We start from the raw sequence: 23,392 nt of genomic DNA on the forward strand, positions 1-23,392 counted from the left end.
CTATCACAGGACAGCGGGGATCGTTTTTACAAACTCTTCAACATATTATCGATATGCTGGATAGATTTTTCACGGCCGAGCAGGTAGATGGTATTTGGCAACTCTGGTCCGTGCATTTCGCCTGAAACGGCGATACGGATTGGCATGAAGAGGTTTTTGCCCTTGATGCCTGTTTCTTTTTGAACAGCCTTGATTTGCGGGAAGATGTTATCTGGTTGGAAATCTTCGTCCGTCATAGCTTCCAATTTTTCCTTAAGAGCATTGAGGACAGTCGGAACAGTCTCACCTGCCATCACTTCTTTTTCTTCCGCAGTCAATTCTGGGAAATCTGAGAAGAAGAGGTCTGTCAAACCAACGATTTCATCCGCAGATGACATCTGTGGCTTGTAGAGCTCTACCAATTTCTCCGCCTTGTCTGTCAAACGACCAGCCTCTTCCAAGAATGGTTTAGCAAGGTTGAAAATGGTCTCCAAATCAGCTTTTTTGATGTACTCATTGCTCATCCAGTCCATTTTCTTCTGATCAAAGGCAGCTGGTGACTTGCTGAGACGATTTTCATCGAAGAGTTGGATAAATTGCTCACGGGAGAAGATTTCCTCCTCACCACCAGGGTTCCAACCCAAAAGACCGATAAAGTTGAAAACAGCTTCAGGCATGTAACCTTTACGCCGGTAATCTTCGATAAACTGAAGGGTGTTAGTATCACGTTTGGACAGCTTTTTACCAGTCTCAGAGTTGATAATCAAAGTCATGTGACCAAATTCTGGCGCTTCCCAACCAAGTGCTTCATAGACCATCAATTGCTTAGGTGTATTGGCAATGTGATCGTCTCCGCGGATAACGTGCGAGATTTCCATCAAATGATCGTCAATAACCACGGCAAAGTTGTAGGTTGGGTATCCGTCGCGTTTTTGGATAACCCAGTCACCACCGATGTTGCCACCTTCAAACTCGATCTCACCCTTAACCATGTCGTTCCACTTGTAGATACCAGCTTCGTTGACAGCCAAGCGGACCGTTGGGACAATGCCAGCCGCCTCACGCTCTGCGATATAGGCTGTTTTTTCATCCTCAGACATGCCAAGGTATTCGTTGATGTAGCGAGGTGTTTCGCCTGCAGCCTCCTGACGCTCACGCTCCGCCGCCAATTCTTCTTCGGTCACATAAGACTTGTAGGCCTTGCCTGAAGCCAAGAGCTCATCCACATACTTCTGGTAAATGTCCAAACGCTCAGACTGGCGGTATTGCTCATGAGTTTCTGGGCTTTCATCCCAGTCAATGCCCAACCAACGCAGGTTTTCCAGCTGAGAACGCTCTCCGTCTTCCACATGTCGCTTGCGGTCTGTGTCTTCGATACGAATAAGGAAAGTACCGCCGTGATGACGAGCAAAAAGATAGTTAAACAATGCTGTACGAGCATTTCCGATATGTAAAAGTCCCGTTGGACTTGGTGCGTAACGCACGCGAATTGGTTTAGTCATGTTTCTCTCCTGTAAATTTTTCATACTCAATGAAAATCGAATTCAGACTAGCTTCAACTATTAGGGAGATAGTTGAAGGTTGGAAATAGAGCGAACGAAGTTCGCATCAACTAAGAGGTAGATGAACCCGCTACTTTTTTGTTTTCGGGTAGCAGGCCGACAAGCTCCACTGGAGCTTGTCACTCATCAAGTCAAGTCAACGACGCCTGAATTTGATTTTCGAAGAGTAGCAATCAAGAACATTATAGCATAGATATGCATAAGAAAACAGAAAAATCAGCCTAGAGAGACTGATTTTGAGGTGTTTTTTGGTTGCGTGCCAACCAGTAGAAGACATAGAGGACTAAGATTCCAGTAGCTGTTAGGAAAAGACCGCTAATCTGATCGACTGTTAGCACCAAGACCAGACCTGATACCAACAGTCGAGTAAAGGCTTGACCTAGCATAAAATAGGTTGATACCGCTCCGCCAATGGTCGCCAACTGCTCCTCTGGCATAGAATTGACAAACTTAGCATTAAACTTAGGTCCACTAGCTCCAGAACTAATTCCCATTGTAGTAAGGAAGAAGAAAATAATTGGCAGTTGATGTAGCAACATTCCGACAAACACGCCAAGTAGAGAGAAAGTGGCTGCCACTTCAAGCGTCACCATGCTGGTCTTTTTGAAGAGGGTAAATACCAAGGTCGAACCCAAGATATTGCCAACAAAGAAAATCAGAATGGTCAGGGCAAGGGTTGTTTCAACATTGAGGAAGACGAGATCTGGGTCTTCGCTAATCAAGAGGACCAGAATAGGATAAAGGATGGCTCCGCAGGCGTTGATAAGAGGGTTGGTAATCAAGACCAGGCCGAACTCGGGTATCTTGCGCAGCTCCACGATGGCTTGCTTGAAGGAAGCTAGAATGCCTGGTCTCTTGGTTTTTTGCTCAGTCTGGCTCGGCTGCTCTGCCATTTTCAAAGGCTGCTCCGTCAGGAGTTTGCGAAAGGTTGGCGTCAGCAGCTGCATGATGAGGAGGGAGGCTAAAAAGGTGCCGGCGTTGAGAAAGGCCAGGTTTTGGTAGGAGAGGAGGGCGACCAAGAGGGCAGAGAGGGCCTGAAAGGCGATGTTGAGGAGGCTGGTCACGGTCTGGCGAAAGGCCGAGTACTGCTCCCGCTCTTCCTTGGGCGCTACGCGTAATCCCAGAGGTGTATAGAGGCCGTTTTCATAAAAGCCAGCGAAGTCTGCAAAGACATTGAAGCTAGCTGCCACTACGACAATCCAGAGGGCTGGCTCAAAGCCCATGCAGAAGCCGAGGATGAGGTAGAGAAGGACACGGAATAGGAGGGTCAGCTTGATGGTGCCGATTTTGTTGACCGTCTTGTCTGCCAGATAGCCTGTAAAGAGCCCCATAAAGCTAGGGAAGATTTCCGAGAAGGTCACGATTGCCAGAGCCAGACGGCTGTTGGGCACCAGTAAAACATAGTTCATCAGGGCCAGATAATAGACCACATCGCCAAAATTAGACAACATATCCGCAGTCAGTACCCATAGGTAGGTAGCATTTTTCAAAATCTTTTTCATGATAATCCCTTTCTTTTGAGCAATTTCCAGAATATTCAGATATTTTATCTTGCAGAGGAGCCTGGATAGACTTTCCTCTGCGATTATTCTTTTACATAGAGTAAATATTTAATGTAGAAAATGCCATATCACCCGTCACCAGGAGAACCTTTTCTTTTGGCTCAGATGCGTAGTTGTTAGTTGTTGACATGGCGCTATCCAACTCTACAACCGCTTGCCAGTCAGCAGGCAGATAGAGTGTGATATTTGAGAAGGCTGCATCGATATGAAAATCTGCCTTATCACCCAGAATCACCGCCTGATCAAAATAGACCGTACTAGATCCAAAGGCTACATCCACACTATCATGAATAAAATTCTCCTCATGGATATAACGAGTCGAGGAACCAAAAGCTGTATCACGCCCCTTGTCGCCAATCACCCCTGTGACAAAACTTTTTGTATCGACCATATTCTTGCTCCTCCTAGGTTTTATCAACAACTTTACCCCTGTACAAGCCAGTATCGCACCCAAAATCAAGGTCCAGGTATCAATTTCCAACCAATCAAAATGACTGTTTAGCACAATAAAGACCAAGGTTCCCCAGACAAAGCTTGTAACTAGCTGTTTTTTTATCATTGCTTTTAAAAAAAGATAACTCCAACCGACTACCAGTGCCAATTTCCAAAGAGGAAATTTCACAGCTGGCAAGTAGTCTTGAAACAAGACCAATCCTGCCAAAATCAGTAAAGCTATCCCCAAACCATTTCTTTTCATCTTCCTACCTCATTTCCTGTAACTTTTCTTTTAATAAATGATAATAATGCCGCGACACGTGGACTTCCTTGTGAGTCTTATAGAAGGAAATCCGACTGGTGCCCGAGAAGGACTTATTTAGCGAATAGACTAACTTGCTATTGACAATGGTTGACTTAGCTACCCTACAAAAGTAGATGGGCAAATGCTCCTCAAGTTCATAGAGTTTCATCTTAACCTCGTAGGCATCATCGCCTGTATGAGCAAAAATCTTGGTTCCGTCCGTTTCAAAGAAAAGTATGTCACCCAATGAAAGAAAATACTCGCTGCTCCCCTTGTAAAAAACAAGCGAGGGACGACTAACTTGTTGCAAAGCTTGCTGAATCTGTTCAATCTCTGGTACCAGCTGACTGGTTCGGATAACAACTTCAACCTGATCTAAGCTGTCATCAAATTCAATCCTAACTTTCATAGCTCCCTCCTTTTTGATAGCTCTATTATACCAGTTCGACATCCAATTACAAGGGCATTTCAGTAAGTGGTAAAAATGTGCTAGTAAGTGGTAAAAATAAACTAAGAAAAGTCCCTTGCATTACGCGAGGGACTTTATTTTTATTATATAATTTTGAAAATTGCAGAGTTTTTCTTCTTAAAAAATCGCATCCAGCAATGATGTGCTTCCACCACCGCCATCACCACCTGCACCGACAATATGATTGCCGATCACTTGGGCAAAGGTTTCAATATTCAAGCTTTGAACGTAAATTTCCCCATAACCAGAGAAGGTATTAACAATTCCTTCCCCAGTACCGATAGATTGGAGGAAACCATTTTCCATATGGATATTGTAGTCCAAATCACGACTCCAAGCAACCACATGAGCATTGTCAATGGTGATACTTCCACCATCCAAAGTTAGCTTCTTAATAGAACCAAACGCATTCGCCAAAAGTGTGCCATGCCCCTCTGTAGTCATCACGAAGAGTCCACCCTGACCACCAAAGAAAGCTTTCCCAACACTCTGGCGTTCCATTTTATACTGGGCAGAACCGTCAAGGGCAAGGAAGGCACCATCATTTAGTCGATATTGCTCTGCACCAAGTTCCAAGGCAATAACCTGACCTGGCGTTGAAGGCGCAAGGGCAATTTTTCCATCGTCACTATTGGAAATGGCTTGCGTGATAAACATAGATTCGCCTGATACCATTGACCGACCGATGGCCCCCATCAATTTACCAAAACCTGAACCACCACGCGCATTGAGCTTGGTATTCAAGGTCACACTCGGCGTATGGTAGACCATGCTCCCCTGTTGAATATAAGCTGATTCACCAGCTTCCAAGGCGATTTCCACCAAAGGAAACTGCATATTACTATCGATAGTATATTTCATCCGATTGTCTGACATAGTTGACTCCTATTTTTTACGAAAGGTCCTGTTAACCACAGGATAGCCATAATAAACCAAGAACAAGCTAAAATAAACCAAGTATCATTTATCTCTTTGTTTGTTCTGTTGTGATAATACAATTTTATCTCATTCAAAAAAACTTGTCAAGGATTTCTCGGTCATTCAGATAAAATTTACAGGAAAAACCGAACTTCCTGAGCATTCCTATATAACTTCTGTCATACGACCCGTATCCACATCATAAACCGCACCAGAAATTTCAACGTCGTCAGGTATGAGCGGAGATTGTTTCAAGAGAGCAATATCTTCCCGCACGCTTTCTTCAATGTCTGTAAAAGGAAGAAAGTCCTGCCCCGTCACATCTACTCCCAAATCTCGCTTGAGTTGGACCGCAAAGTCCTCATTGGTAAAGGTCTGGGCACCGCAATCTGTATGGTGGAGCACCACGATTTCCCGCGTACCGAGCTGCTGCTGGGAAATGACTAGCGAGCGAATCATGTCTTCTGTCACGCGCCCACCTGCATTCCGCAGGATATGAGCATCACCCAAAGCCAAGCCCAAGGCCTGCGCCACGTGAAGCCGTGAGTCCATACAGGTCACGATAGCCACCTTGGTCTTTGGACGAAGAGGCAAATGGTAATCACCATGCAGGTCAACATAGGCCTTGTTGGCCTTCATAAAGTTTTGAAAATAAGACATAGGACCTCCTTGTCTGATGAGAATTTCTGAGAATTTCTGAAATTTTCAGAAATAGGTTAGACCTAGCTTATCATATTCCCAACTATTTGTCGCAAAAAGAGGAGCGACTAGCTGTCACTCCCGAATGATTTTATCAGTTGAATACTTTCTGTAGGACTTCGCCAATGGTGGTCACGCCGATAACCGTGATTTCCTTGGGCACCTTGATACCTGTCAGGGAATTTTTGGGGGCATAGACCTTTGTAAAGCCCAATTTGGCGGCTTCGTTAATCCGTTGTTCAATCCGATTGACGCGGCGGATTTCCCCTGTCAGGCCAATCTCGCCAATGAAGCACTCTTGTGGGTTGGTTGGCTTGTCCTTGTAACTGGAGGCAAGGGCAACTGCGACCGCTAGGTCAATAGCTGGCTCATCCAGTTTGACACCGCCTGCTGACTTGAGGTAGGCATCTTGGTTTTGGAGGAGCAGGCCTGCCCGTTTTTCCAAAACCGCCATAATCAAACTGGCACGGTTGAAATCCAAGCCAGTCGTGGTCCGCTTGGCATTGCCAAACATGGTCGGCGTTACCAGGGCCTGCACTTCGGCAAGGATAGGGCGGGTGCCCTCCATGGTCACGACAATAGCAGAGCCAGTCGCTCCGTCCAGACGCTCTTCCAGAAAGACCTCACTTGGATTGAGAACTTCGACCAAGCCCTGCGACTGCATTTCAAAAATGCCGATTTCATTGGTAGAGCCAAAGCGGTTTTTGACCGCCCGCAAGATACGGAAGGTGTGCTGCCGCTCGCCCTCAAAATAAAGAACGGTGTCCACCATATGCTCCAAGGTCCGAGGTCCAGCCAGAGTACCTTCCTTGGTCATGTGGCCGACGATAAAGGTTGCGATGTTGTTGGTCTTGGCAATCTGCATAAGCTCATTGGTCACTTCACGGACCTGACTGACAGATCCTTGCACGCTGGAGATGTCAGGACTCATGATGGTCTGGATTGAATCGATAATCAGGAAATTTGGCTTGATTTTCTCAATCTCGGTCCGAATGCTCTGCATATTGGTCTCCGCATAGAGATAGAACTCGCTGTCAATGTCGCCCAAACGCTCGGCACGGAGCTTAATCTGCTGGGCAGACTCTTCCCCCGATACATAGAGGACGGTACCAATGGTGGACAGCTGAGTGGATACTTGCAGGAGCAAGGTGGACTTGCCAATCCCTGGATCGCCTCCAATGAGAACTAGACTACCCGGCACCACTCCACCGCCGAGGACGCGGTTAAACTCCTCCATATTGGTCTTGGTTCGAGCCACTTGAATGGACGACACTTCATTGAGCTTCATAGGTCGGGTTTTCTCACCTGTCAGGCTGACCCGCTCGTTCTTAACTTCAGCGACTTCCACTTCCTCGATAAAGGAAGACCAGGAGCCACAGTTGGGGCAACGACCCAGATACTTGGGCGAGTGGTACTCGCAGGATTGACAGACAAAGGTTGTTTTTTTCTTAGCGATGGTCATTTCCTCCTATTTCCCTGTCGAGCCAAATCCACCTGTCCGAACTCCGTCGGCCTGGTCGCCGTCAGCCAAGAGGAAGGGAGCAAAAACAGCCTGCACAATTCGCTCACCAGCTTCCACCACGACAGTTTCCTCGGTGATGTTTCGCATTTGGGCAAAGATGTGGCCTTCATTGGCTGGATTGCCATAGTAGTCGCCGTCGATAACCCCAACCGAGTTAATCAGGACCAAGCCCTTCTTGCGAGGGTTGGACGAACGGTCGTAGAGGTAGAGGACCTCGTTGGCCTGCATATAGGCCTTAACACCAGTCGGAACCAGCTTAATCTCACCTGGCTCCAAGCTGACCCTCTCCGCAGCCTTTAGGTCGTAACCTGCTGCGTGAGCGGTCTCACGTTTTGGCAATAAATTTTCATCTGTAAACTGGCTGACCAGTTCGAATCCACGGATTTTCATAATATTTTTTCTTTCATCCTTTCAAAACGTTGATTTAATAAGGTTTCTAGCACCTTGTAATTAGTTGGTATTTCAATTTGTTCACCTTTTTGTTCACCCTAAAGGTTATTCATGGCTTTTTCGTAATATGTAACGGACTCTTTTTCCTTGTCTTTGGATAGATGCCCGTAAATATCTAAAGTCATGGCAATATTGGAATGACCAAGCCTATATTGTAATTCTTTGTAACTGATACCAGCGTTCAACAGTAAACTAGCGTGAGTATGGCGGAATGCGTGACAAGTAAAACGAGGAATACCCAAGGCCTTACACCGACGGTTTATAATTTCTTGCAGTGAAATCCGTGGGAGGTATTCCCTAACCGTTGTAGCAAAGACAACAGAGGGAGCGCACGCGCCGACCTCAAGAAACATCAAGCGTTGGCGGTTTCGATATTGTTTCAGTAAGAGAGCTGTTTTTTTGTCTATGCTGATGATACGAGTACCCGCCTTTGTCTTTGTTGTCCCGATTATATGCAGTTCCATACTATAGGTTTTACTGATTGATATTGTGCCGGCTTCTAGGTCAATATCAGACCACTCCAGGGCAGACAATTCACCAATACGACAACCAGTGGCCAGTAATAACTTAAAAATAACATATTGGTAATACTTGCTAAAGTTGGTACTTGCTAATTGTTCAGCATGATCAAGAAATAGTTTTAAGTGTTCAGGTTCAATAAACTTGACCGTCTCACGACCCTTTTTCTGCTTTTTAGGTAAGATAACATCACGAGCTGGATTTGTGGCCAGAACTTGCAACAGTACCCCATGTTGTAAAATTCTATTATTGATTGAATGAATAACTTTAAAATTTACCAACTCAGGAGCCAGGCCATTAACAAACTGCTGAATAGTGGCTGGTACTATCTTATCTAGTTTCATTCCTCCAAATATTGGAATAAGGTGGTTATATAGTTGCCTTTTGGTTACTACAAAAGTCTGAGCCTTTACCGTCAGCTTATAACTTTCTAACCACAGTTCAGCCAATTCTTGATAGGTTTTTACTTCTACTTCCTTTTTTACCGTTGAACCATTTTGGGCAAACTCAATAGGCGCGTGCTTTGCTTTCTGCTTGACTTCTGTTTTAGTCCTACCTGTTACGCTGGTTTTTACTTTCTTGCCTGTAATGGCATCTACCCCAAGATAGACACTTGCACGGTAAACAATGCTACCGTCTTTTTTTGTTACTTCAATAATTTTCATGATCATAAACCTTTCCATCAGCAGGCAAGCTGTTATTAAAAAGATTTTAGAATGTTTTAGGTTTACATCATGCGTAGGCTCACGAGAATAGCCCTATCTTCGTTTCTTTTTGTTTGGTAGGGTAAATATACCAGTCAAGAGTAGAATGCGAATACAGACGATTTTAGAGCGTTTTCGGGATATAAAGATTATAGGCCGATAGCACGCACCAGAAACCAGAAAAGATAAAAAATCTTTATTTATCTGTCAGTCTCTTTAGTGATTTTTCAAAGTCAGAATTTATTTTTTGCGTCTTGTTAAACAGTTTATACTCTGCTTTTGCTTTATCTTTGGCGGATTGTGTTGAGATTTTCCCGTGTCCTTGTAAAATATCGTATTCTTGGAAAGTCAAAAAGCGGTCAATGCTTTCAGCGAGTTGCGCCATGGTTTGGGCTTTTCGTTGTTCAATCTGTCTTTCTAAGTAATCAAAGTAACTTGAAACACCTCTTTCAAGAGAACGGATTTCATCAGCGGTTAGATAGTTCTTGGCTACCAAGGTATCTGCTTGCAGAATACGCCCGTCTGGGGAGTTTTTCCATGTTGCCAGCCCCATATTTTTTTTTGTATGGTCTGCTTTTGTATAGATAATTTCCGCAGCAGTTTGGCCAGTGATAGCATAGTGGAATTTATTCTGGACATCAGCATAGAACTTCTTTGTTAGGGTGCTTTTAGGGTCATAGTCTATAGATATTTCAGCAAAAATATCTGTGATTTGTAACCAAATTCGTCGTTCACTGGCGCGGATTGACCGCACACGCTCAAGCAGTTCACGGAAGTAGTCTTTTTCTAGGAGATTTTCCCCTTGTTTTAGGCGGTCATCATCCATGGCAAAGCCTTTTATCATGTACTCACGTAGGACAGAAGTAGCCCATTGTCTAAACTTGGTAGCCTTTTGTGAGTTGACACGGTAGCCCACCGATATAATGGCGTCTAGGTTGTAGTAACTGACTTCTTTTGTTTGAGTTTTATCAGCCATTGCACCGTGTTGAGTGGTATTTGCAATTTTTGCAACAACCACTTTTTCCTCTAGTTCCCCCTCTTCAAAGATATTTTTTAAGTGTCTTGAAATTGAAGAAATAGAAACATCAAACAGGCGAGCCATTTCCTTCTGACTAGCCCAGATAGTTTCCCCACGAATGATGACACTAGCCGTCTCTTGATCATTGTCAGCCGTATAAATTAAAAATTGTAATTCGTTCATCGTCTTCCTTTCTAAGATAATAAAATTTAGTAGTTGAGTTCAACACGCGCCGAATGCTAACAAATGCTAACATACAACTAATATAGAAGTTGAGGTTTATTGAGGTTGCTAAAATATCAAACCTAACAAAACCTAACATTTTTTCAGCAACCGACAAAATCCGACTTTTTTTAATGCGGACTTCTGCGGACTTTTTTCCACTCCACACAGTCCACTAGAACGACCCTAGGCGCGTGGAATAATTCAGTAGGATAAATATACCAGAGAAGTGTTTGAATGTGGTGAAACGTTAAAAGACAAGCCCTAACAAAGTATCTAAATTTATACTCTTGTCAACTTCAGCAGGGTCTGCATCAAAATAGTTTTGCACCTTTTCGCGTACTAGGTTGATAAAGTCGTTTCGAAATTGTACAGGCCAACTATATATAATATCGCTAACATTATCTTCATCATGAAGAACGCTGATATTTATATGGGAGCATTTAAAAAATGCTTCTGAACTAAAAAGGCAAGTACCTTGATATTCGATTGAGTATTTTTTCCCATGGTGAAATACATTTACGAACATAAAAATATTTTCTTCCCAATTATCTACCGGAATATGGTTATCATTCTCTAAATCTGATAATGAATCATAGTTTTCGAATCCCAAATTTATTGTCACTTCATACGGAATATAATCAAAGAATTCTGCAGGAGATACTCCCAAGACATAACATAACTTGTCAATTGTTTGCAAACTGATTTTATCTGTATTGTTATTTGATATTTTTGAGATTGTCGAACGCGCTATCCCTGTATCATTAAATAACTTGGTGGCGGTTATCCCCCTATCAATCATTAGTTTTGCTAAATTATTACGAATCATATCTAGATTACCTCCTTGAAAACATTTTAGCTTATACGCTATTTTTTTTCAAGTTTTTTTATTTTTTTACTTGACACGATAAAAATATAGTGTATAATTAAAAACATAAATTTAGCGCTAGCGCTTCATTTTTTCTATATTTTCAAAAAAGGAGGTTTAAAACTATGAAGAACAATATGCGTGTATTGCTAGCTAAGCAACGCAAAAAGGTATCTGACGTTTACGAGGCTACAGGCATTTCAAAAAGCACTTTAACAGCTTTGTACTACGAACGTACCAAGAAGCCAGATATTGAAACGCTTCAAAAAGTCGCAAACTATTTAGGCGTGACGATTGATGAACTATTAACACCAGAGGAATAAGAAAGGGCAAGCATGGAATTAGTTTACATGGACGGACGGAAAGATCCGTACACCACAAGCGAGATAATCGCAGAATGTGCTGGAGTACAACACCACACTATTACACGCCTATTGAGAAATCACAAAGAACGATTTGAGGCGTTTGGATTTTATGGATTTGAAATCCATAAATTAGACGGAAAAGGCAGACCCAAAAAGGTATATCACTTAAACGAACAACAGGCTACTTTGCTGATCACTTATCTGGACAATACACCTCAGGTTGTCAAATTCAAAACAAACCTAGTCCGAGCATTCTTTGAAATGCGGGACGAAGTGGCAGAGTTTCGCTACCAGAGGGCACTAGAGAAGCCCAAACGTAAGGCACTACATGAAGCTATTGAAACATGGCAGGAAGCCCCAAAACACGCGCACAGTACTGTTACAAACCTCTTGCTAAAGGGAACTACTGGAATGAACAAACGCCAGCTAGTGGCACACCGTGGCGGACATAATGGCATTGATAGCCTAACCAGTCAGGAACTTATCAGGTACCAGGCACTAGAAGACATGGCTATCGCGATGATCAACCTAGACATGACATACCAAGATATTAAGAATATGGTATTCAGACCACTAAAAAACGCACACCAAGGCGCGTGAGAACAATAAAAAAAGGCTTAACAGGGACCAACCAGCAAAGCCTTTTAATCACTAACTAAAACAAAATTAACAAGCAGGCAAGCTGTTATTAAAAGGGTTTTAGTAAAGATTTAATAGCTAGATTATACCATATCTAGGACATTATGACCATACAGAGGGGCGCTAACCCTTAAAACTGGAGCAGAAAAGTATTAGGTGCTGGTATCGCCATTAGGTTGTCATGGACCCAGAGCAGCCTAAACCAACCTAAGAAAATTACACACAGCTAGTCTATCATTTGGCACAGGCTTACATGACCACAGGGTAACCTGGTAAGTTTGGGGCGGTTATCCGCTGGGGATAGTCTAGGCTAACAAAGAAATGTATAAAGAAAAAGTATAGTAAAGAAATCGAGCCTTTTACAAACAGGATAAAGCCCACTAGGCCATTACACAGGCACAATAAAAAAAACGAGGTAAGAACTACATGAAACAGTATTTTGAACAGTTTGAAGAAAAGTTACAAGTCGCAGAAGAAAAATTGGACATTCTGAGCGAGTGGCATATAGCCAAAGGTCACAAGGGAGCTACTGAAATCGCTGAAGAGTGTAGGACGGCTATTACAACACTCTGGATGGAGTTTTACAGGCTTTCAGAGGCTTATAAAGTGGCTGAGGCGGACCATGAAGAGTTTTATCAAGCGAATGTAAACAACTTGCTTGGAGAGCTTAAAAAGCACGACAATGAAATCACGGAGCGATACAAGAAAGCCCCTGAGTGGTTGCTATTCAATTTTTTAGATAAGGCTATCAAAGAGAATAATTTGAGTAACGGCATTACACACGCTACTGCTTCCACTTGGACCTATTTACGCAGTCTAGTTATCGAAGATCTAAAAGAGCGAGGGTTACTATAATGCAAGAAATGACAATTGAAACAGCGTTAACGCTTATCGCAATTCTAACACCGCTGAATATCTTTCTATGGTTACATCTAGGAACGTATCAGCTCCATAGCAAGCCCAAAGACAAGCCAGAGGGTAATCATACCAGACGGCTGACAAATGCGAACTACGGGGCCTATATTCAATCACAGGGCAGATATTACAATTAGGGGGAAACTATGCTGACACTTAGAGAGCTTGAACACATAGCGGAAGCAATACGCAAACACACTACACCAGAAGAAATGCAAAACTATCTTGATATGGACCACGATACTAAATTACTCTGGATAAAATACAAAATCGCTAGTCTGGAGGCACAGGCATGACAAAAAACAAACTACCAGATCACTTATATAAAGTTTTCAAGCTCCTACCGCTTGGAATGGACTTGCCAATCACCGCCCCAGACATTGAGAAGCTGACAGGCTTGGACATCCGAACCATTCGGGAACATATCCGCCAGCTAATAGTTGACTATGGCATTCCAGTATGTGGCGGGCGTGATAACAAGCAAGGGGGCTACTATATCCCCCAGAATGAAGTGGAACGACTTGCTGGAGTGCTACCGCTCCAACGGCAATACGACCAAGAACACAAGCGTATTCACGCGCTACTGACCGCAGACTTGCAAGACTGGAGGAAGTATAGAGATGAGGCTTGAACTAACCGCACAGAGTGAAGCAGACTTAAAAACGGGCATTCTGGAGCTTATAGAGAATTACCTGGTGGCGCGTGAGAAATCTAAAACAAGACTGACAGGGCTAATTACAGCCCAGCAAGTCAAAGATGAACTAGACATAGAATACAAGACTTTGAAGCGGTGGGAGGATAACGGGCTGAGACGATACCAACCACCGATAGAGGACACTAAGAAAATATTTTATAGGATTAGTGATATTTTGATATTTTTGGGGGTGGAGAATGGCAAGGTATAGCATACACCCAGCAGACAGCGGCGGACACTACCACGATATTAAACTTTATAAAGATCGTCGCCCAACCCTGGACCAGCTAAAGGAACAGCAAAGGCTTAAAAAGCTGAAGAAGAAACGGAGAAAGGGGCGATAATGTGGCAATTTACGAGGCTAGGGGCTTTCAGAATAATCTAGTCTATCCGTTTGATAGGTTAGAACCGTTTGAGTATATCGCACAGTTTAGACCTATGAAAGTACCTGAGGGTGTGGACATTGAACAATTCAAACGCACACAAGCCCCCTACTGTATCAGTGGCAAAGTCACAGCAGATAAAAAAGGCACTCATAGGCGGAATAATTCAAGCCTAGTCTATCGTGATTTGATTTTCTTGGACTATGACGAGCTAGAAGCAAGCGTAGACTTTCCCAGAATCGTTTCTGAGGCACTTTCTGAATACTCCTATATCATTTTCCCGACAATCAAACACACGGCTAAAAAGCCCCGTTATAGGCTTGTAGTGAAGCCTAGTCACAAGATGAAAGAAACGACCTACAGGGCAACAGTGCAAGAGATAGCGGATAAAATCGGACTACCCTTTGATATAGCTAGTTTAACCTGGTCACAGTTGCAGGGCTTACCCGTGACGACTGGAGATCCAGAAGAATATCAGAAAATTATCCACAGGGGGAGCGATTACCCTATTCAAGCGGTATTGGATAAACAGCCGACAAAAAGGGCTGTAACTACTACTTACACCCCACGACCTAGCGGACACCGTTCAATCACTATGAGGGTTATAGATACGCTTTTTGATGGCTTTGGAGATGAAGGCGGTAGGAATGTAGCAGTTACCCGCTTTGTAGGCTTGTTGGTTGGTAAATGGGTCAACTGTGATATACCGACAGCGTGGGAGCTTACCAAGATAGCCAACAGCGTGACGGCTGAACCGTTGCCAGATAGCGAACTGGAAGCAACGTTTGAAAGTATTGTAAAAACAGAAATTAGAAAGCGAGGGTTAGGAATATCGAACTAGAACAATTACAGGCAGAACTTGACCATGCGACAGCATTGGCAGAGTTTTCAGAGCCTACAAGCATGAAGGAACTTTATAACACATTATACGAACTTGGCGTAATCTGGAGAGAAGAACACCAGTACACAGTCAACGAGGGCAAGAAGAATGAAAAAATAGTAATTCCAATCCCAGAAGTTAGTACCGTAGCTAAGTATTTACGACAGGTTTGTCACTTTGCTTTCATCTCCACGGGTGACAGTTCGGACAAGTCACCGCTATACCTGTATCACTACGACAAGGGTGTATATACTGATAGCGTGGACTTATTCAACAAACTATGTGCTAAGTTTGACAGCAGGTTAAAACCTAGAGCATGGGCAGACATTCGGGCGTTCATTCGGACAACTACCCGAATTTCCAAACCTTTCAGCGACCACACACGCATACCCGTAGCAAACGGGGTGTTTAATCTCAAGACAAAGCAATTAGAACCATTTAGCCCTGATTTTGTTATCACAAGTAAGATTAGAACGGCATACAATGGAGCAGCAAGAAAACCAATACTAGATGGCTGGTTTGACTTTGAACAATGGCTAGACATTATTGCATGCGGTGACAGTGAAATATATGCTTTATTGTGGCAGATCATGAATGAAGCTATCAACCCAAATAGGACACGGGGAAAACTTGCAATTCTATTAGGTGACGGAAACAACGGTAAGGGCACATTTCAGAGCCTACTGATGAACCTGATAGGAGCGGACAAGGTGGCAACCTTACGCCCCGACCAATTCGAGGGGCACAACTTAGCCAGTCTATCGGGTAAAGTTTGTAATATCGGTGATGATATTTCTAACAGATACATCGATGAAGTTTCTGATCTGATGAGTATTGTGACAGGCGACACCGTGACAATTAACCCGAAACACCAACAACCCTTTGAGTTGAGTTTAAAACTATTCTGTTTGTTTTCTGCTAACGAGTTGCCAAGAGTTCGGAACAAGTCACAAGGCTGGTATAGACGGCTTTGTATTGTACCGTTCAAAGCGGATTTTAATGGCCAGAAAGAACGCCCAGAGATTAAAAACATATTCTTGAAAGATACAGAGCTGTTAGAGTGGGTACTATTTAAAATCTTGAATATGCCAGCGTTTGACAAGTTTATTGAACCCGAAGCAGTGACCAAAGAGATTGACAGCTACAAGAAAGAAAATGACTACTTATACGCATTTGTGACGGACGACTATACCGAACGGGAATTACATTTGATAGAGCGTGTTCCCCTGAAATGGATAAAAGAAGAATATCGGACTTTTTTAGCTGAGAATGACCTATCGGCACATATTCCGTACAGTTTCGGGAAAGACCTTGTAAGAATCTTGAGGGTACACACAGGCGGTAAGTATTCACTCAGACAAGGCAGATTGAAGAAAAAAGAAGCTGAAGTTTTTCCCTATCCGCTGACCATTGCAGAGTACACCGAATACCCTTTACGGTTGGTTGAAAAAGATGAGTAGATTTTGTAGTCGTTGTAGTCGTTCTGTAGTCGTTGTTTTTTTGGAGAACGACTACAGAATTTATTCAATCATATCAAGGGTTTACGTGTTGTTTGTAGTCGTTGTAGTCGTTGTTTTTTAAGTATGTATATAGGAAAGTAAAAAAAAGAGCTATATATAAAAAATAAAACTTTTTTTGAAAAGAACGACTACATTCACTACAAAGTGGCTAACCCCTTACGGCACAAGGGTTTAACAGTGTAGTTATTCTTTTTTGAAAAGAACTACTACATTCCAAAAGTTTACATAATTTATCTTAAAGTGAGGAAAAACATGAAAATTAAACTATTAAAAAACTTGGCTAAAGAAAGCCCACAAGATTTTGAAGAGCGAGTAAACGAGTTCATGGCAACCGTTGAAGTGGTTGACGTGAAAATCGCTATGGCATCAGCGGGGTATTCTGACAGCTTTGGCACAGTAACACATATACTAGTCTTATACAAATAACAGAAACGGAGACAAACAACATGACACTAAAAACTATTTCAGACACACCAAACACATTTACATTTGACTACACCTTCAAAGATCACGACACCGCACAAGTTGCAGGGCACGCGCTTATGGGCTACATGACAGGAACATTTGAGCAACCAGCTATCGAAGTGCATTATAAGAGTGACAAAGTGGGCGGAGATTACAACCGTTTGGCGGTGGAATATGTGGCAGATACTGAACTTACTGAAACCTTCAAGCGGATTTGTGACAGTTTCCAAGACTACTACAACAATCCTGATGAGTTAACAGGCGAAGACTTGGACGACTACGAACAAGAACAGGAAATCGAACAGGAGTACACCCGCCAGCGCGTGGAACAACTCAAGCAGTCAGAAGACTTTGATAGTTTACTTAAAAAAGTGGCTGGGTTAGAGCTTGAACTGATGGAACTAGCTGACAGCGTGCTAGACGATGATTATCCTGATATGGCAGTGAATGGGGTATGGGAGAATATGACGGCCGTAGATGATGAAGCAAGAAAGTTACTGAAGGAGCTGGATACTGAAGATAACTATTGCGCTTTGTGGAAGTATTCAGCAGAATAGCCAGAAGAGCCTACGGGCTCTTTTCGTCGTTAAGCCAATAGTTTTGGGTTTTTACAGTATAGGGGTATTTTTTGAATGAAAGTATTGTATATAGAGACATTTACCAGAGCTATGAAAAAGAAAGGAATAACTCAGGGAAAAGCTGAATTAGACGGTTTCCCCTTAACTATTGACTTAGACAACCTTTTTATTGTTATGGGTAGAGAGAGCTTTGAATTGGCCAGGATACCAGGAACAAAAGGCGGGCATCGCTACTTCTTTCTTTGCCCTGATTGTGGTAGGCGGTGCAGAAAACTTTATAAGCGGTATTTGTTTTATGCTTGCGGAAACTGCCAGCAGATCCACAAGCAGACATTAAACCGCAGTAAGACAGATTGTCAGTATTATTGGGAACGTGCACTAAGGGAGGCTAGGAAGGTCCAACCAGGCTGGACCCCTAAGCGTGGCGGTTATATGTTTGATGGCTTTCCTAGCCGTCCAAAGAGAATGAAGCGTGATAGATATTATAAACATTATCAAAGGTTTTTGAACTATGTTAGAAAAGGGGATAGCTATTGGCTGAGAGTGTTATCTAGGTGAAGTACTATGGCAATTTCCAAAACGAACGAATACTACAAACGTTCGCTTTACAAAACAAATAAAGGCGGAACGGTGGGGGCTAAAAAGCTAGTACTATCAAGCATTCACAGGGTTAAAAGGGTGCAAAAATACGGAGCGTTTTTTGATTTTTCAAAACGACGAATATCCGAACGCTATATAATCTTGAAAGTTAGATGAATGAAAATGATTAGGTTTAGGCTAGGTTGGATAAGTAAAATAGGGAGGTTTAGGGGAGGTATTCGGCATTTTTAGCAATCTAAAAGAGATAATGTTTAGACACGGTGGCGCGTGATTACACAAAAAAAAGCCAATGCGCACGCACTGACTATGTGAGTAAAAACCTAAAACTATTATATCACACGGAGGTGCGTAGCGTGGATCTAAAACAGTTGTCTAAGTTTGAAAAGCTGGTACAGGCAAAGAAGAGAGAGATTGAAGCCTTGAGGACTGGCATTGTCAACACACCAGACTATCAAAGTCAGAGGGTAACACGATCCAAGAAGAACAATACAGAAGACCAGGTTGTCAAACGGATTGAAAAGATTGAGCAACTAGAAATTGAACTAGCACAGTTGTATATCGATTACAGCGAACTATCAGCCCGTATAGATGCAATCGCTGATCCAGTTGCAAGTCTGATAATGCGGTTGAAGTATGTAAACGGCTGTTCTTGGCCGATCATCAAGCGGACACTACCATACTACTCCCAGAGCAGTCTATACGACTATCACAAGAAAGGACTGGAAGAACTTGAGCAAACAACTAGCAAAAAGAAAACTGGAGGAGTTTCATAGGTGGTGCAGGGTGGCTAACCTATTTCATGGGCCGTCAGAGAGCTTTGACAATTGGCTGATACCGTCATTAGAATTTGATCCAGAGGATTACAAAGACAGAAAACACGATTGGCAACGTGAAGCCCCTGAAGAAGTGAATGAGATTATAAAGGTAGTCAATGCAATAGCTAGACCAAGACATCGAGCCGTACTTATCATGAGTTATATATTGCCCGAAAAGATACGTTCAGCAGAGCAAGCACAACGCCTTGGCATTAAGTCATCTACTTACTACTTGGCTAAGAATAAAGCCTTGGAAGAGTTTGCCAGTCAGTACCGTAGCGGGATACTAGAACGATATAGGGGCGGGTAACCCTACCTACCCTACTTATCGCACTTCACGCCGTCACTGTACAAATTTTTTCGCGTGAAATATGTTCAGATACAGCAAGACAATACCGCACGCACTACCAAGATAAACCAAGACAGCGGTGCATGACTATGGTATAATACACTTACCAGCAATCAAAAAAGCGCAGCTACTCACTACGCTAGTACTTGCCTGCTGAACTCATATAATTTTTAGGTTGTCAAACGTTAATTTGATAACCTTTTTTCATTGTAAAATTTGTTCACCTTCTTGTTCACCTTTGGAGGTGTTCTAAGGAAATCTAAAGAGATACGATTTTTTAAAAACCCAGTAAAATCACGAGTTTGGGAGTTATGACACTCTCAAACGTTAGTCAAATTTCAATTCCACGGATTTTCATAGTAGTTTCCCTTCAATTTCTTCATGCATAATACGCTCTCTATTATAATTTATTCGCAGGCTAAAAGCAAAACTCCAACCTAGTGGCTGGGGTTTTCAACTTTATTCAAACACAAACTGGTTGTGGTAGAGTTCGGCGTAGAAGCCGTTGAGTTTGAGGAGCTAGCTGTGGTTGCCTTGCTCGATTACCTTTCCATCTTTGAGGACGATGTTCAACCATCAAATCTGACTTTATTTCTCCGGTATGACCCAAAACAAATAGTAAGTGATGAAGATTGTTAATAGTCCCAATCCCATTTTGACCAATAAAATAGGAGCCAGCCAGATAGAAATTGCCATGAGTAAGTAAATTTGCCAGATGATTTGCTTTTTTCGTTTGCGGGAAATGGATTTGGTCTCAACGTAATCAGCTACGTAAAATTGATAAATTTTTGTATTGCGTAGCCATTTTTCAAACCTTTTTGAACTTCTCGCAAAGCAAAAACCAGCTAAAAGTAAAAAAGGGGTTGTCGGAACTATCGGCAAAACAATCCCAATGACACCAACCATCAAACTAACAAAACCAAATACTAGATAGAATATTCTCTGCATACTAATATTATACCAAAAGAACTCGTGAATTTTTGAACAATTTTATCACATTTTCAGAAAACGCTTGCATTTTATTGGATAAATGGGTATGATAAAGGTACAAAATTTTGGAAAGAGAGAAGACGCTATGAAACTTCTAGGACTGGTCGGAACAAACTCCGCTCGCTCAACCAACCGCAAACTCTTGCAGTACATTGAACAACACTTCGCTGATAAGGCAGATATCGAACTGGTTGAAATCAAGGAACTCCCAATCTTCAATAAACCAGCCAATCGAGAATTACCAGAAATTGTCAAAGAATTGGTCGCAAAAATTGAGGCTGCTGACGGAGTCATCATCGGAACTCCCGAATATGACCACTCTATCCCAGCTGTCCTTATGAATGCCCTTGCTTGGGTATCATACGGTGTCTATCCACTATTAAACAAACCAGTTATGATTACTGGTGCTTCTTATGGAACACTTGGTTCCTCTCGTGCCCAACTACAGCTACGTCAAATTCTCAACGCTCCTGAGCTCAAGGCCACTGTCTTGCCAGATGAATTTTTATTGTCACATTCCTTGCAAGCCTTTGATGCCAATGGGGAGCTCATTGATTTAGAAACTAGTCAAAAACTGGATGCCATCTTTGATGACTTCCGCCTCTTTGTCACCATGACTGGCAAGCTATCTAACGCAAAAAAATTACTCCAAAAAGAAGCTGAAAACTTCGATTGGGAAAACCTGTAAGAGAGGAATATACTATGAAATTTGTCGGAATTGTTGGATCAAATGCAGATCAATCTTATAACCGTATGCTATTGCAATTCATTCAACGCCACTTTAAAGTGAAGTTTGAACTAGAACTTTTGGAAATCAAAGATGTTCCAATGTTCAATCAGGACGAAGACCAGTCTGATTGTTTTGCAATTCAATACCTTTACAACAAAATCACCCGTGCTGACGGGGTCATTATTGCTACCCCTGAGCACAATCATACCATTACCCCTGCCCTTAAGAGTACTCTGGAATGGCTCAGCTTTAATTTGCACCCATTCGAAAATAAACCAGTTATGATTATCGGGGCATCTTACTACGATCAAGGAACTTCTCGTGCCCAAGTTCACCTACGGAAAATTTTAGATGCACCAGGTGTCAATGCTTACACACTACCAGGTAATGAATTCCTCCTTGGTAAGGCCAAAGAAGCTTTTGACGATAAGGGCAATATCATCAATGAAGGCACCGTGAAATTCTTAGAAAGCTGTCTAGACAACTTTATCAAGTATGTCGGTGTTGTATCCAAATTGAAAAAACCAAAACCAATCGCACCAGAAGATTTAGACTGTACCAAACCAATCGCAACGACCATCACTGGTGTGGATCCCGATGATCCAGATTGGCTAGAAAAGGCTTCTAAATTGGTTAACGCAGTTGAGGGAGACACCTATGTTAAACTGGACAATGGTCTGTTGACCGTTAACCAACTCAATATGTTCCTCAATGCGATGCCATTTGAATTGACCTATGCAGATGATAATAACCAGTTCCTCTACTACAACAATAGTCACCAAGAACCTGATACCATGTTGGGTAAACGGGTACTTGCTCAAGTAGGAAATCGCCTGTCAACTGTCCACGGTACGCTACCTCCTGCCCGTATGAAGAATGTTGAATGGGTTGTCGGTACCTTGCGTAATGGTAACCAGGAATATGTTCGTACCATTGTACCCGGTACCCCTGCTGAAATTATCAACACCCACAACTACCAAGCGATGTACTATCCTGACGGATCCTACGCTGGTATCAATGAAATTATCTTTAATTTCAAACCATGGCTAGATTGGTATCTTGAAGCTACTGGTCAACGCTTGGTTGGTGGTTCGGGAACTGCCGCAGCTCCTGCACATGTTGACGCAACCTCTGGTGCATCAGATGCTGGTAGTGCCCCTGCTACTTCCACACCGACAGATGCAAATTCTGGTGCATCCGCTCACTAATCGTTCACATATAGAGGCTGGACAGAAAGCCCAGCACCTCTTCTCAGAGTTCGTGTCAACATCTCAGCGCAGTGGTTGATTGGCAGATTTGTTCGTTTTTTGCACTCCAAATCTGGCCTAATCAACTGTGCGGGGGTGGGAAGACGAACTCTTTTTTGACTGGCCGAGTTCTTTCCCACTCCCATATTTTTCAAACAAAACATTGACAATTATTTTACAAGGAGTTCCTATGTCACCATTTCAAGAAAAAATTTCAGTTGCAGTTTCAAAAAAAGAAGCCCTTTTTGATGAAAGTCTAGGCCGCTATGCCTTGCGTTCTATGTATGCAGGAGCCTACCTGACTATGTCAACAGCTGTCGGTATTATCGGAGCAGACGTTATTGCCAGTCAATTTCCAAGTTTATCGCGCTTTGTCTTTACCTTCATCTTTGCTATTGGGCTGGTTTTTGTTCTTATTTTTGGTGGTGAATTAGCTACATCTAACATGATGTATCTCACAACTGGTGCCTACTATAAGCAAATTACCTGGAAAAAAGTGACACAAATGCTGCTATACTGTACTTTCTTTAACTTTGTAGGCGCTACTATTCTAGCCTGGCTCTTCAATCAGTCCTTCTCCTACCTCAATCTCTCTGATAAGAGCTTTGTCGTCAATGCCGTTACCATCAAACTTGGAAAATCTGACTGGAGTAATTTTATTGAAGGGATCACGGCTAATATGTTTGTAAATATGGCAATTCTTGGCTTCATGCTCATCAAAGAACAGTCTGCTAAGTTCTTTGTCATTATTTCCTCCATTTTTATGTTCGTTTTCCTCATCAATGAGCATTTGGTCGCCAATTTCGCATCTTTCATGCTCCTAGCTTTTAACGCTACTCGAAGCAATGTCGAAGCCTTCAATATAAGCAATATCCTTCGTCAATGGATTGTGGTCTTTTTTGGAAATTGGCTCGGAGCCGGTCTCTTTATCGGTATCGCCTACGCTTGGCTCAATCAAACCAAAACCAACCATATTGAGCAGTAAGCCTAC

Annotated in this window: 30 protein-coding genes; 18 read left to right on the plus strand and 12 right to left on the minus strand. The window is 42.6% G+C overall.

Annotated elements, in window-relative coordinates:
• Positions 1 to 26 precede the first annotated feature (26 nt).
• The 11 genes from gltX to NOL38_RS07365 form a co-directional block, all read right to left on the minus strand.
• The gene (gltX, locus tag NOL38_RS07315; RefSeq protein WP_277941809.1) at positions 27 to 1,481 is read right to left on the minus strand and encodes a glutamate--tRNA ligase; all 1,455 of its coding nucleotides are present in this window, start codon (positions 1,479 to 1,481) and stop codon (positions 27 to 29) included.
• A gap of 281 nt (positions 1,482 to 1,762) precedes the next feature.
• On the minus strand, positions 1,763 to 3,043 hold the full coding sequence (locus NOL38_RS07320; RefSeq protein ID WP_277941810.1) for an MFS transporter: 1,281 nt from the start codon (positions 3,041 to 3,043) through the stop codon (positions 1,763 to 1,765).
• Between the two features lie 91 nt (positions 3,044 to 3,134).
• Positions 3,135 to 3,800 (minus strand): hypothetical protein, encoded by a 666-nt coding sequence (locus tag NOL38_RS07325; RefSeq protein WP_105184269.1) that lies wholly within the window; start codon positions 3,798 to 3,800, stop codon positions 3,135 to 3,137.
• A 4-nt stretch (positions 3,801 to 3,804) separates the two neighbouring features.
• Positions 3,805 to 4,251, minus strand: coding sequence for a LytTR family DNA-binding domain-containing protein (locus NOL38_RS07330; RefSeq protein ID WP_024395765.1), 447 nt, complete (start codon positions 4,249 to 4,251; stop codon positions 3,805 to 3,807).
• Positions 4,252 to 4,428: 177 nt separating this feature from the next.
• The gene (locus NOL38_RS07335; RefSeq protein ID WP_024386084.1) at positions 4,429 to 5,187 is read right to left on the minus strand and encodes a TIGR00266 family protein; all 759 of its coding nucleotides are present in this window, start codon (positions 5,185 to 5,187) and stop codon (positions 4,429 to 4,431) included.
• A gap of 207 nt (positions 5,188 to 5,394) precedes the next feature.
• On the minus strand, positions 5,395 to 5,889 hold the full coding sequence (locus NOL38_RS07340; RefSeq protein WP_044774569.1) for a beta-class carbonic anhydrase: 495 nt from the start codon (positions 5,887 to 5,889) through the stop codon (positions 5,395 to 5,397).
• 133 nt (positions 5,890 to 6,022) lie between these two features.
• Entirely contained in the window at positions 6,023 to 7,390 is a 1,368-nt protein-coding gene (radA, locus tag NOL38_RS07345) for a DNA repair protein RadA (protein WP_277941811.1), read from the minus strand.
• 6 nt (positions 7,391 to 7,396) lie between these two features.
• Complete coding sequence (locus tag NOL38_RS07350) at positions 7,397 to 7,840, minus strand: dUTP diphosphatase (protein ID WP_024388517.1); 444 nt, start codon at positions 7,838 to 7,840, stop codon at positions 7,397 to 7,399.
• A 98-nt stretch (positions 7,841 to 7,938) separates the two neighbouring features.
• Positions 7,939 to 9,084, minus strand: a complete 1,146-nt coding sequence (locus NOL38_RS07355) for a tyrosine-type recombinase/integrase (RefSeq protein ID WP_277941812.1) — start codon at positions 9,082 to 9,084, stop codon at positions 7,939 to 7,941.
• A 235-nt stretch (positions 9,085 to 9,319) separates the two neighbouring features.
• The gene (locus NOL38_RS07360; RefSeq protein WP_277941813.1) at positions 9,320 to 10,324 is read right to left on the minus strand and encodes a virulence RhuM family protein; all 1,005 of its coding nucleotides are present in this window, start codon (positions 10,322 to 10,324) and stop codon (positions 9,320 to 9,322) included.
• 289 nt (positions 10,325 to 10,613) lie between these two features.
• A complete protein-coding gene (locus tag NOL38_RS07365) occupies positions 10,614 to 11,192 on the minus strand; it encodes a helix-turn-helix domain-containing protein (protein ID WP_277941814.1) in 579 nt (192 codons plus the stop codon).
• A 164-nt stretch (positions 11,193 to 11,356) separates the two neighbouring features.
• Here NOL38_RS07365 and NOL38_RS07370 point away from each other — a divergent pair, with 164 nt between their 5' ends.
• The 15 genes from NOL38_RS07370 to NOL38_RS07435 all read left to right on the plus strand — a co-directional run bounded on the left by NOL38_RS07370 (position 11,357) and on the right by NOL38_RS07435 (position 19,395).
• Complete coding sequence (locus NOL38_RS07370) at positions 11,357 to 11,554, plus strand: helix-turn-helix domain-containing protein (RefSeq protein ID WP_277941815.1); 198 nt, start codon at positions 11,357 to 11,359, stop codon at positions 11,552 to 11,554.
• Between the two features lie 12 nt (positions 11,555 to 11,566).
• A complete protein-coding gene (locus tag NOL38_RS07375) occupies positions 11,567 to 12,196 on the plus strand; it encodes a Rha family transcriptional regulator (protein ID WP_277941816.1) in 630 nt (209 codons plus the stop codon).
• Between the two features lie 465 nt (positions 12,197 to 12,661).
• Entirely contained in the window at positions 12,662 to 13,090 is a 429-nt protein-coding gene (locus NOL38_RS07380; protein ID WP_044671992.1) for a hypothetical protein, read from the plus strand.
• Positions 13,090 to 13,287, plus strand: coding sequence for a hypothetical protein (locus tag NOL38_RS10520; RefSeq protein WP_105144026.1), 198 nt, complete (start codon positions 13,090 to 13,092; stop codon positions 13,285 to 13,287). The genes NOL38_RS07380 and NOL38_RS10520 overlap by 1 nt, the downstream gene beginning before the upstream one ends.
• Before the next feature lie 9 nt (positions 13,288 to 13,296).
• Positions 13,297 to 13,446 (plus strand): hypothetical protein, encoded by a 150-nt coding sequence (locus NOL38_RS07385; protein WP_172091758.1) that lies wholly within the window; start codon positions 13,297 to 13,299, stop codon positions 13,444 to 13,446.
• Positions 13,443 to 13,781, plus strand: a complete 339-nt coding sequence (locus NOL38_RS07390; RefSeq protein ID WP_248057410.1) for a hypothetical protein — start codon at positions 13,443 to 13,445, stop codon at positions 13,779 to 13,781. The genes NOL38_RS07385 and NOL38_RS07390 overlap by 4 nt, the downstream gene beginning before the upstream one ends.
• Positions 13,771 to 14,055: an XRE family transcriptional regulator gene (locus NOL38_RS07395; RefSeq protein WP_277941817.1), complete on the plus strand. Its 285-nt coding sequence runs from the start codon at positions 13,771 to 13,773 to the stop codon at positions 14,053 to 14,055. Before NOL38_RS07390 ends, NOL38_RS07395 begins: the two co-directional genes overlap by 11 nt.
• 134 nt (positions 14,056 to 14,189) lie before the next feature.
• On the plus strand, positions 14,190 to 15,068 hold the full coding sequence (locus NOL38_RS07400) for a primase alpha helix C-terminal domain-containing protein (RefSeq protein WP_277941818.1): 879 nt from the start codon (positions 14,190 to 14,192) through the stop codon (positions 15,066 to 15,068).
• 62 nt (positions 15,069 to 15,130) lie between these two features.
• Positions 15,131 to 16,567 carry a DNA primase family protein gene (locus NOL38_RS07405; protein ID WP_044752412.1) on the plus strand — a complete coding sequence of 479 codons (1,437 nt, stop codon included), beginning with the start codon at positions 15,131 to 15,133 and terminating at the stop codon, positions 16,565 to 16,567.
• A gap of 312 nt (positions 16,568 to 16,879) precedes the next feature.
• Complete coding sequence (locus NOL38_RS07410; protein ID WP_162841090.1) at positions 16,880 to 17,053, plus strand: hypothetical protein; 174 nt, start codon at positions 16,880 to 16,882, stop codon at positions 17,051 to 17,053.
• Positions 17,054 to 17,073: 20 nt separating this feature from the next.
• Positions 17,074 to 17,649: a hypothetical protein gene (locus NOL38_RS07415; protein WP_277941819.1), complete on the plus strand. Its 576-nt coding sequence runs from the start codon at positions 17,074 to 17,076 to the stop codon at positions 17,647 to 17,649.
• Between the two features lie 75 nt (positions 17,650 to 17,724).
• Entirely contained in the window at positions 17,725 to 18,228 is a 504-nt protein-coding gene (locus NOL38_RS07420) for a hypothetical protein (protein WP_277941820.1), read from the plus strand.
• A gap of 6 nt (positions 18,229 to 18,234) precedes the next feature.
• Positions 18,235 to 18,426, plus strand: a complete 192-nt coding sequence (locus NOL38_RS07425) for a hypothetical protein (protein WP_277941821.1) — start codon at positions 18,235 to 18,237, stop codon at positions 18,424 to 18,426.
• A 197-nt stretch (positions 18,427 to 18,623) separates the two neighbouring features.
• Positions 18,624 to 19,043 carry a hypothetical protein gene (locus tag NOL38_RS07430; RefSeq protein ID WP_277941822.1) on the plus strand — a complete coding sequence of 140 codons (420 nt, stop codon included), beginning with the start codon at positions 18,624 to 18,626 and terminating at the stop codon, positions 19,041 to 19,043.
• A 10-nt stretch (positions 19,044 to 19,053) separates the two neighbouring features.
• Positions 19,054 to 19,395, plus strand: a complete 342-nt coding sequence (locus tag NOL38_RS07435) for a DUF1492 domain-containing protein (RefSeq protein WP_277941823.1) — start codon at positions 19,054 to 19,056, stop codon at positions 19,393 to 19,395.
• 627 nt (positions 19,396 to 20,022) lie between these two features.
• Here NOL38_RS07435 and NOL38_RS07440 read toward each other — a convergent pair.
• On the minus strand, positions 20,023 to 20,382 hold the full coding sequence (locus tag NOL38_RS07440; protein ID WP_024388516.1) for a YbaN family protein: 360 nt from the start codon (positions 20,380 to 20,382) through the stop codon (positions 20,023 to 20,025).
• A gap of 127 nt (positions 20,383 to 20,509) precedes the next feature.
• Between NOL38_RS07440 and NOL38_RS07445 the strand changes: the two genes are divergently transcribed.
• The 3 genes from NOL38_RS07445 (at position 20,510) to NOL38_RS07455 (ending at position 23,386) form a co-directional block, all read left to right on the plus strand.
• Positions 20,510 to 21,112, plus strand: coding sequence for an NADPH-dependent FMN reductase (locus tag NOL38_RS07445; RefSeq protein ID WP_015647489.1), 603 nt, complete (start codon positions 20,510 to 20,512; stop codon positions 21,110 to 21,112).
• A gap of 14 nt (positions 21,113 to 21,126) precedes the next feature.
• Positions 21,127 to 22,362 carry an NAD(P)H-dependent oxidoreductase gene (locus NOL38_RS07450; RefSeq protein ID WP_024395770.1) on the plus strand — a complete coding sequence of 412 codons (1,236 nt, stop codon included), beginning with the start codon at positions 21,127 to 21,129 and terminating at the stop codon, positions 22,360 to 22,362.
• Positions 22,363 to 22,591: 229 nt separating this feature from the next.
• Complete coding sequence (locus NOL38_RS07455; protein ID WP_277941824.1) at positions 22,592 to 23,386, plus strand: formate/nitrite transporter family protein; 795 nt, start codon at positions 22,592 to 22,594, stop codon at positions 23,384 to 23,386.
• Positions 23,387 to 23,392: the final 6 nt, after the last annotated feature.

Source organism: Streptococcus suis (assembly GCF_029616525.1).
Taxonomy (GTDB): domain Bacteria; phylum Bacillota; class Bacilli; order Lactobacillales; family Streptococcaceae; genus Streptococcus; species Streptococcus suis_AF.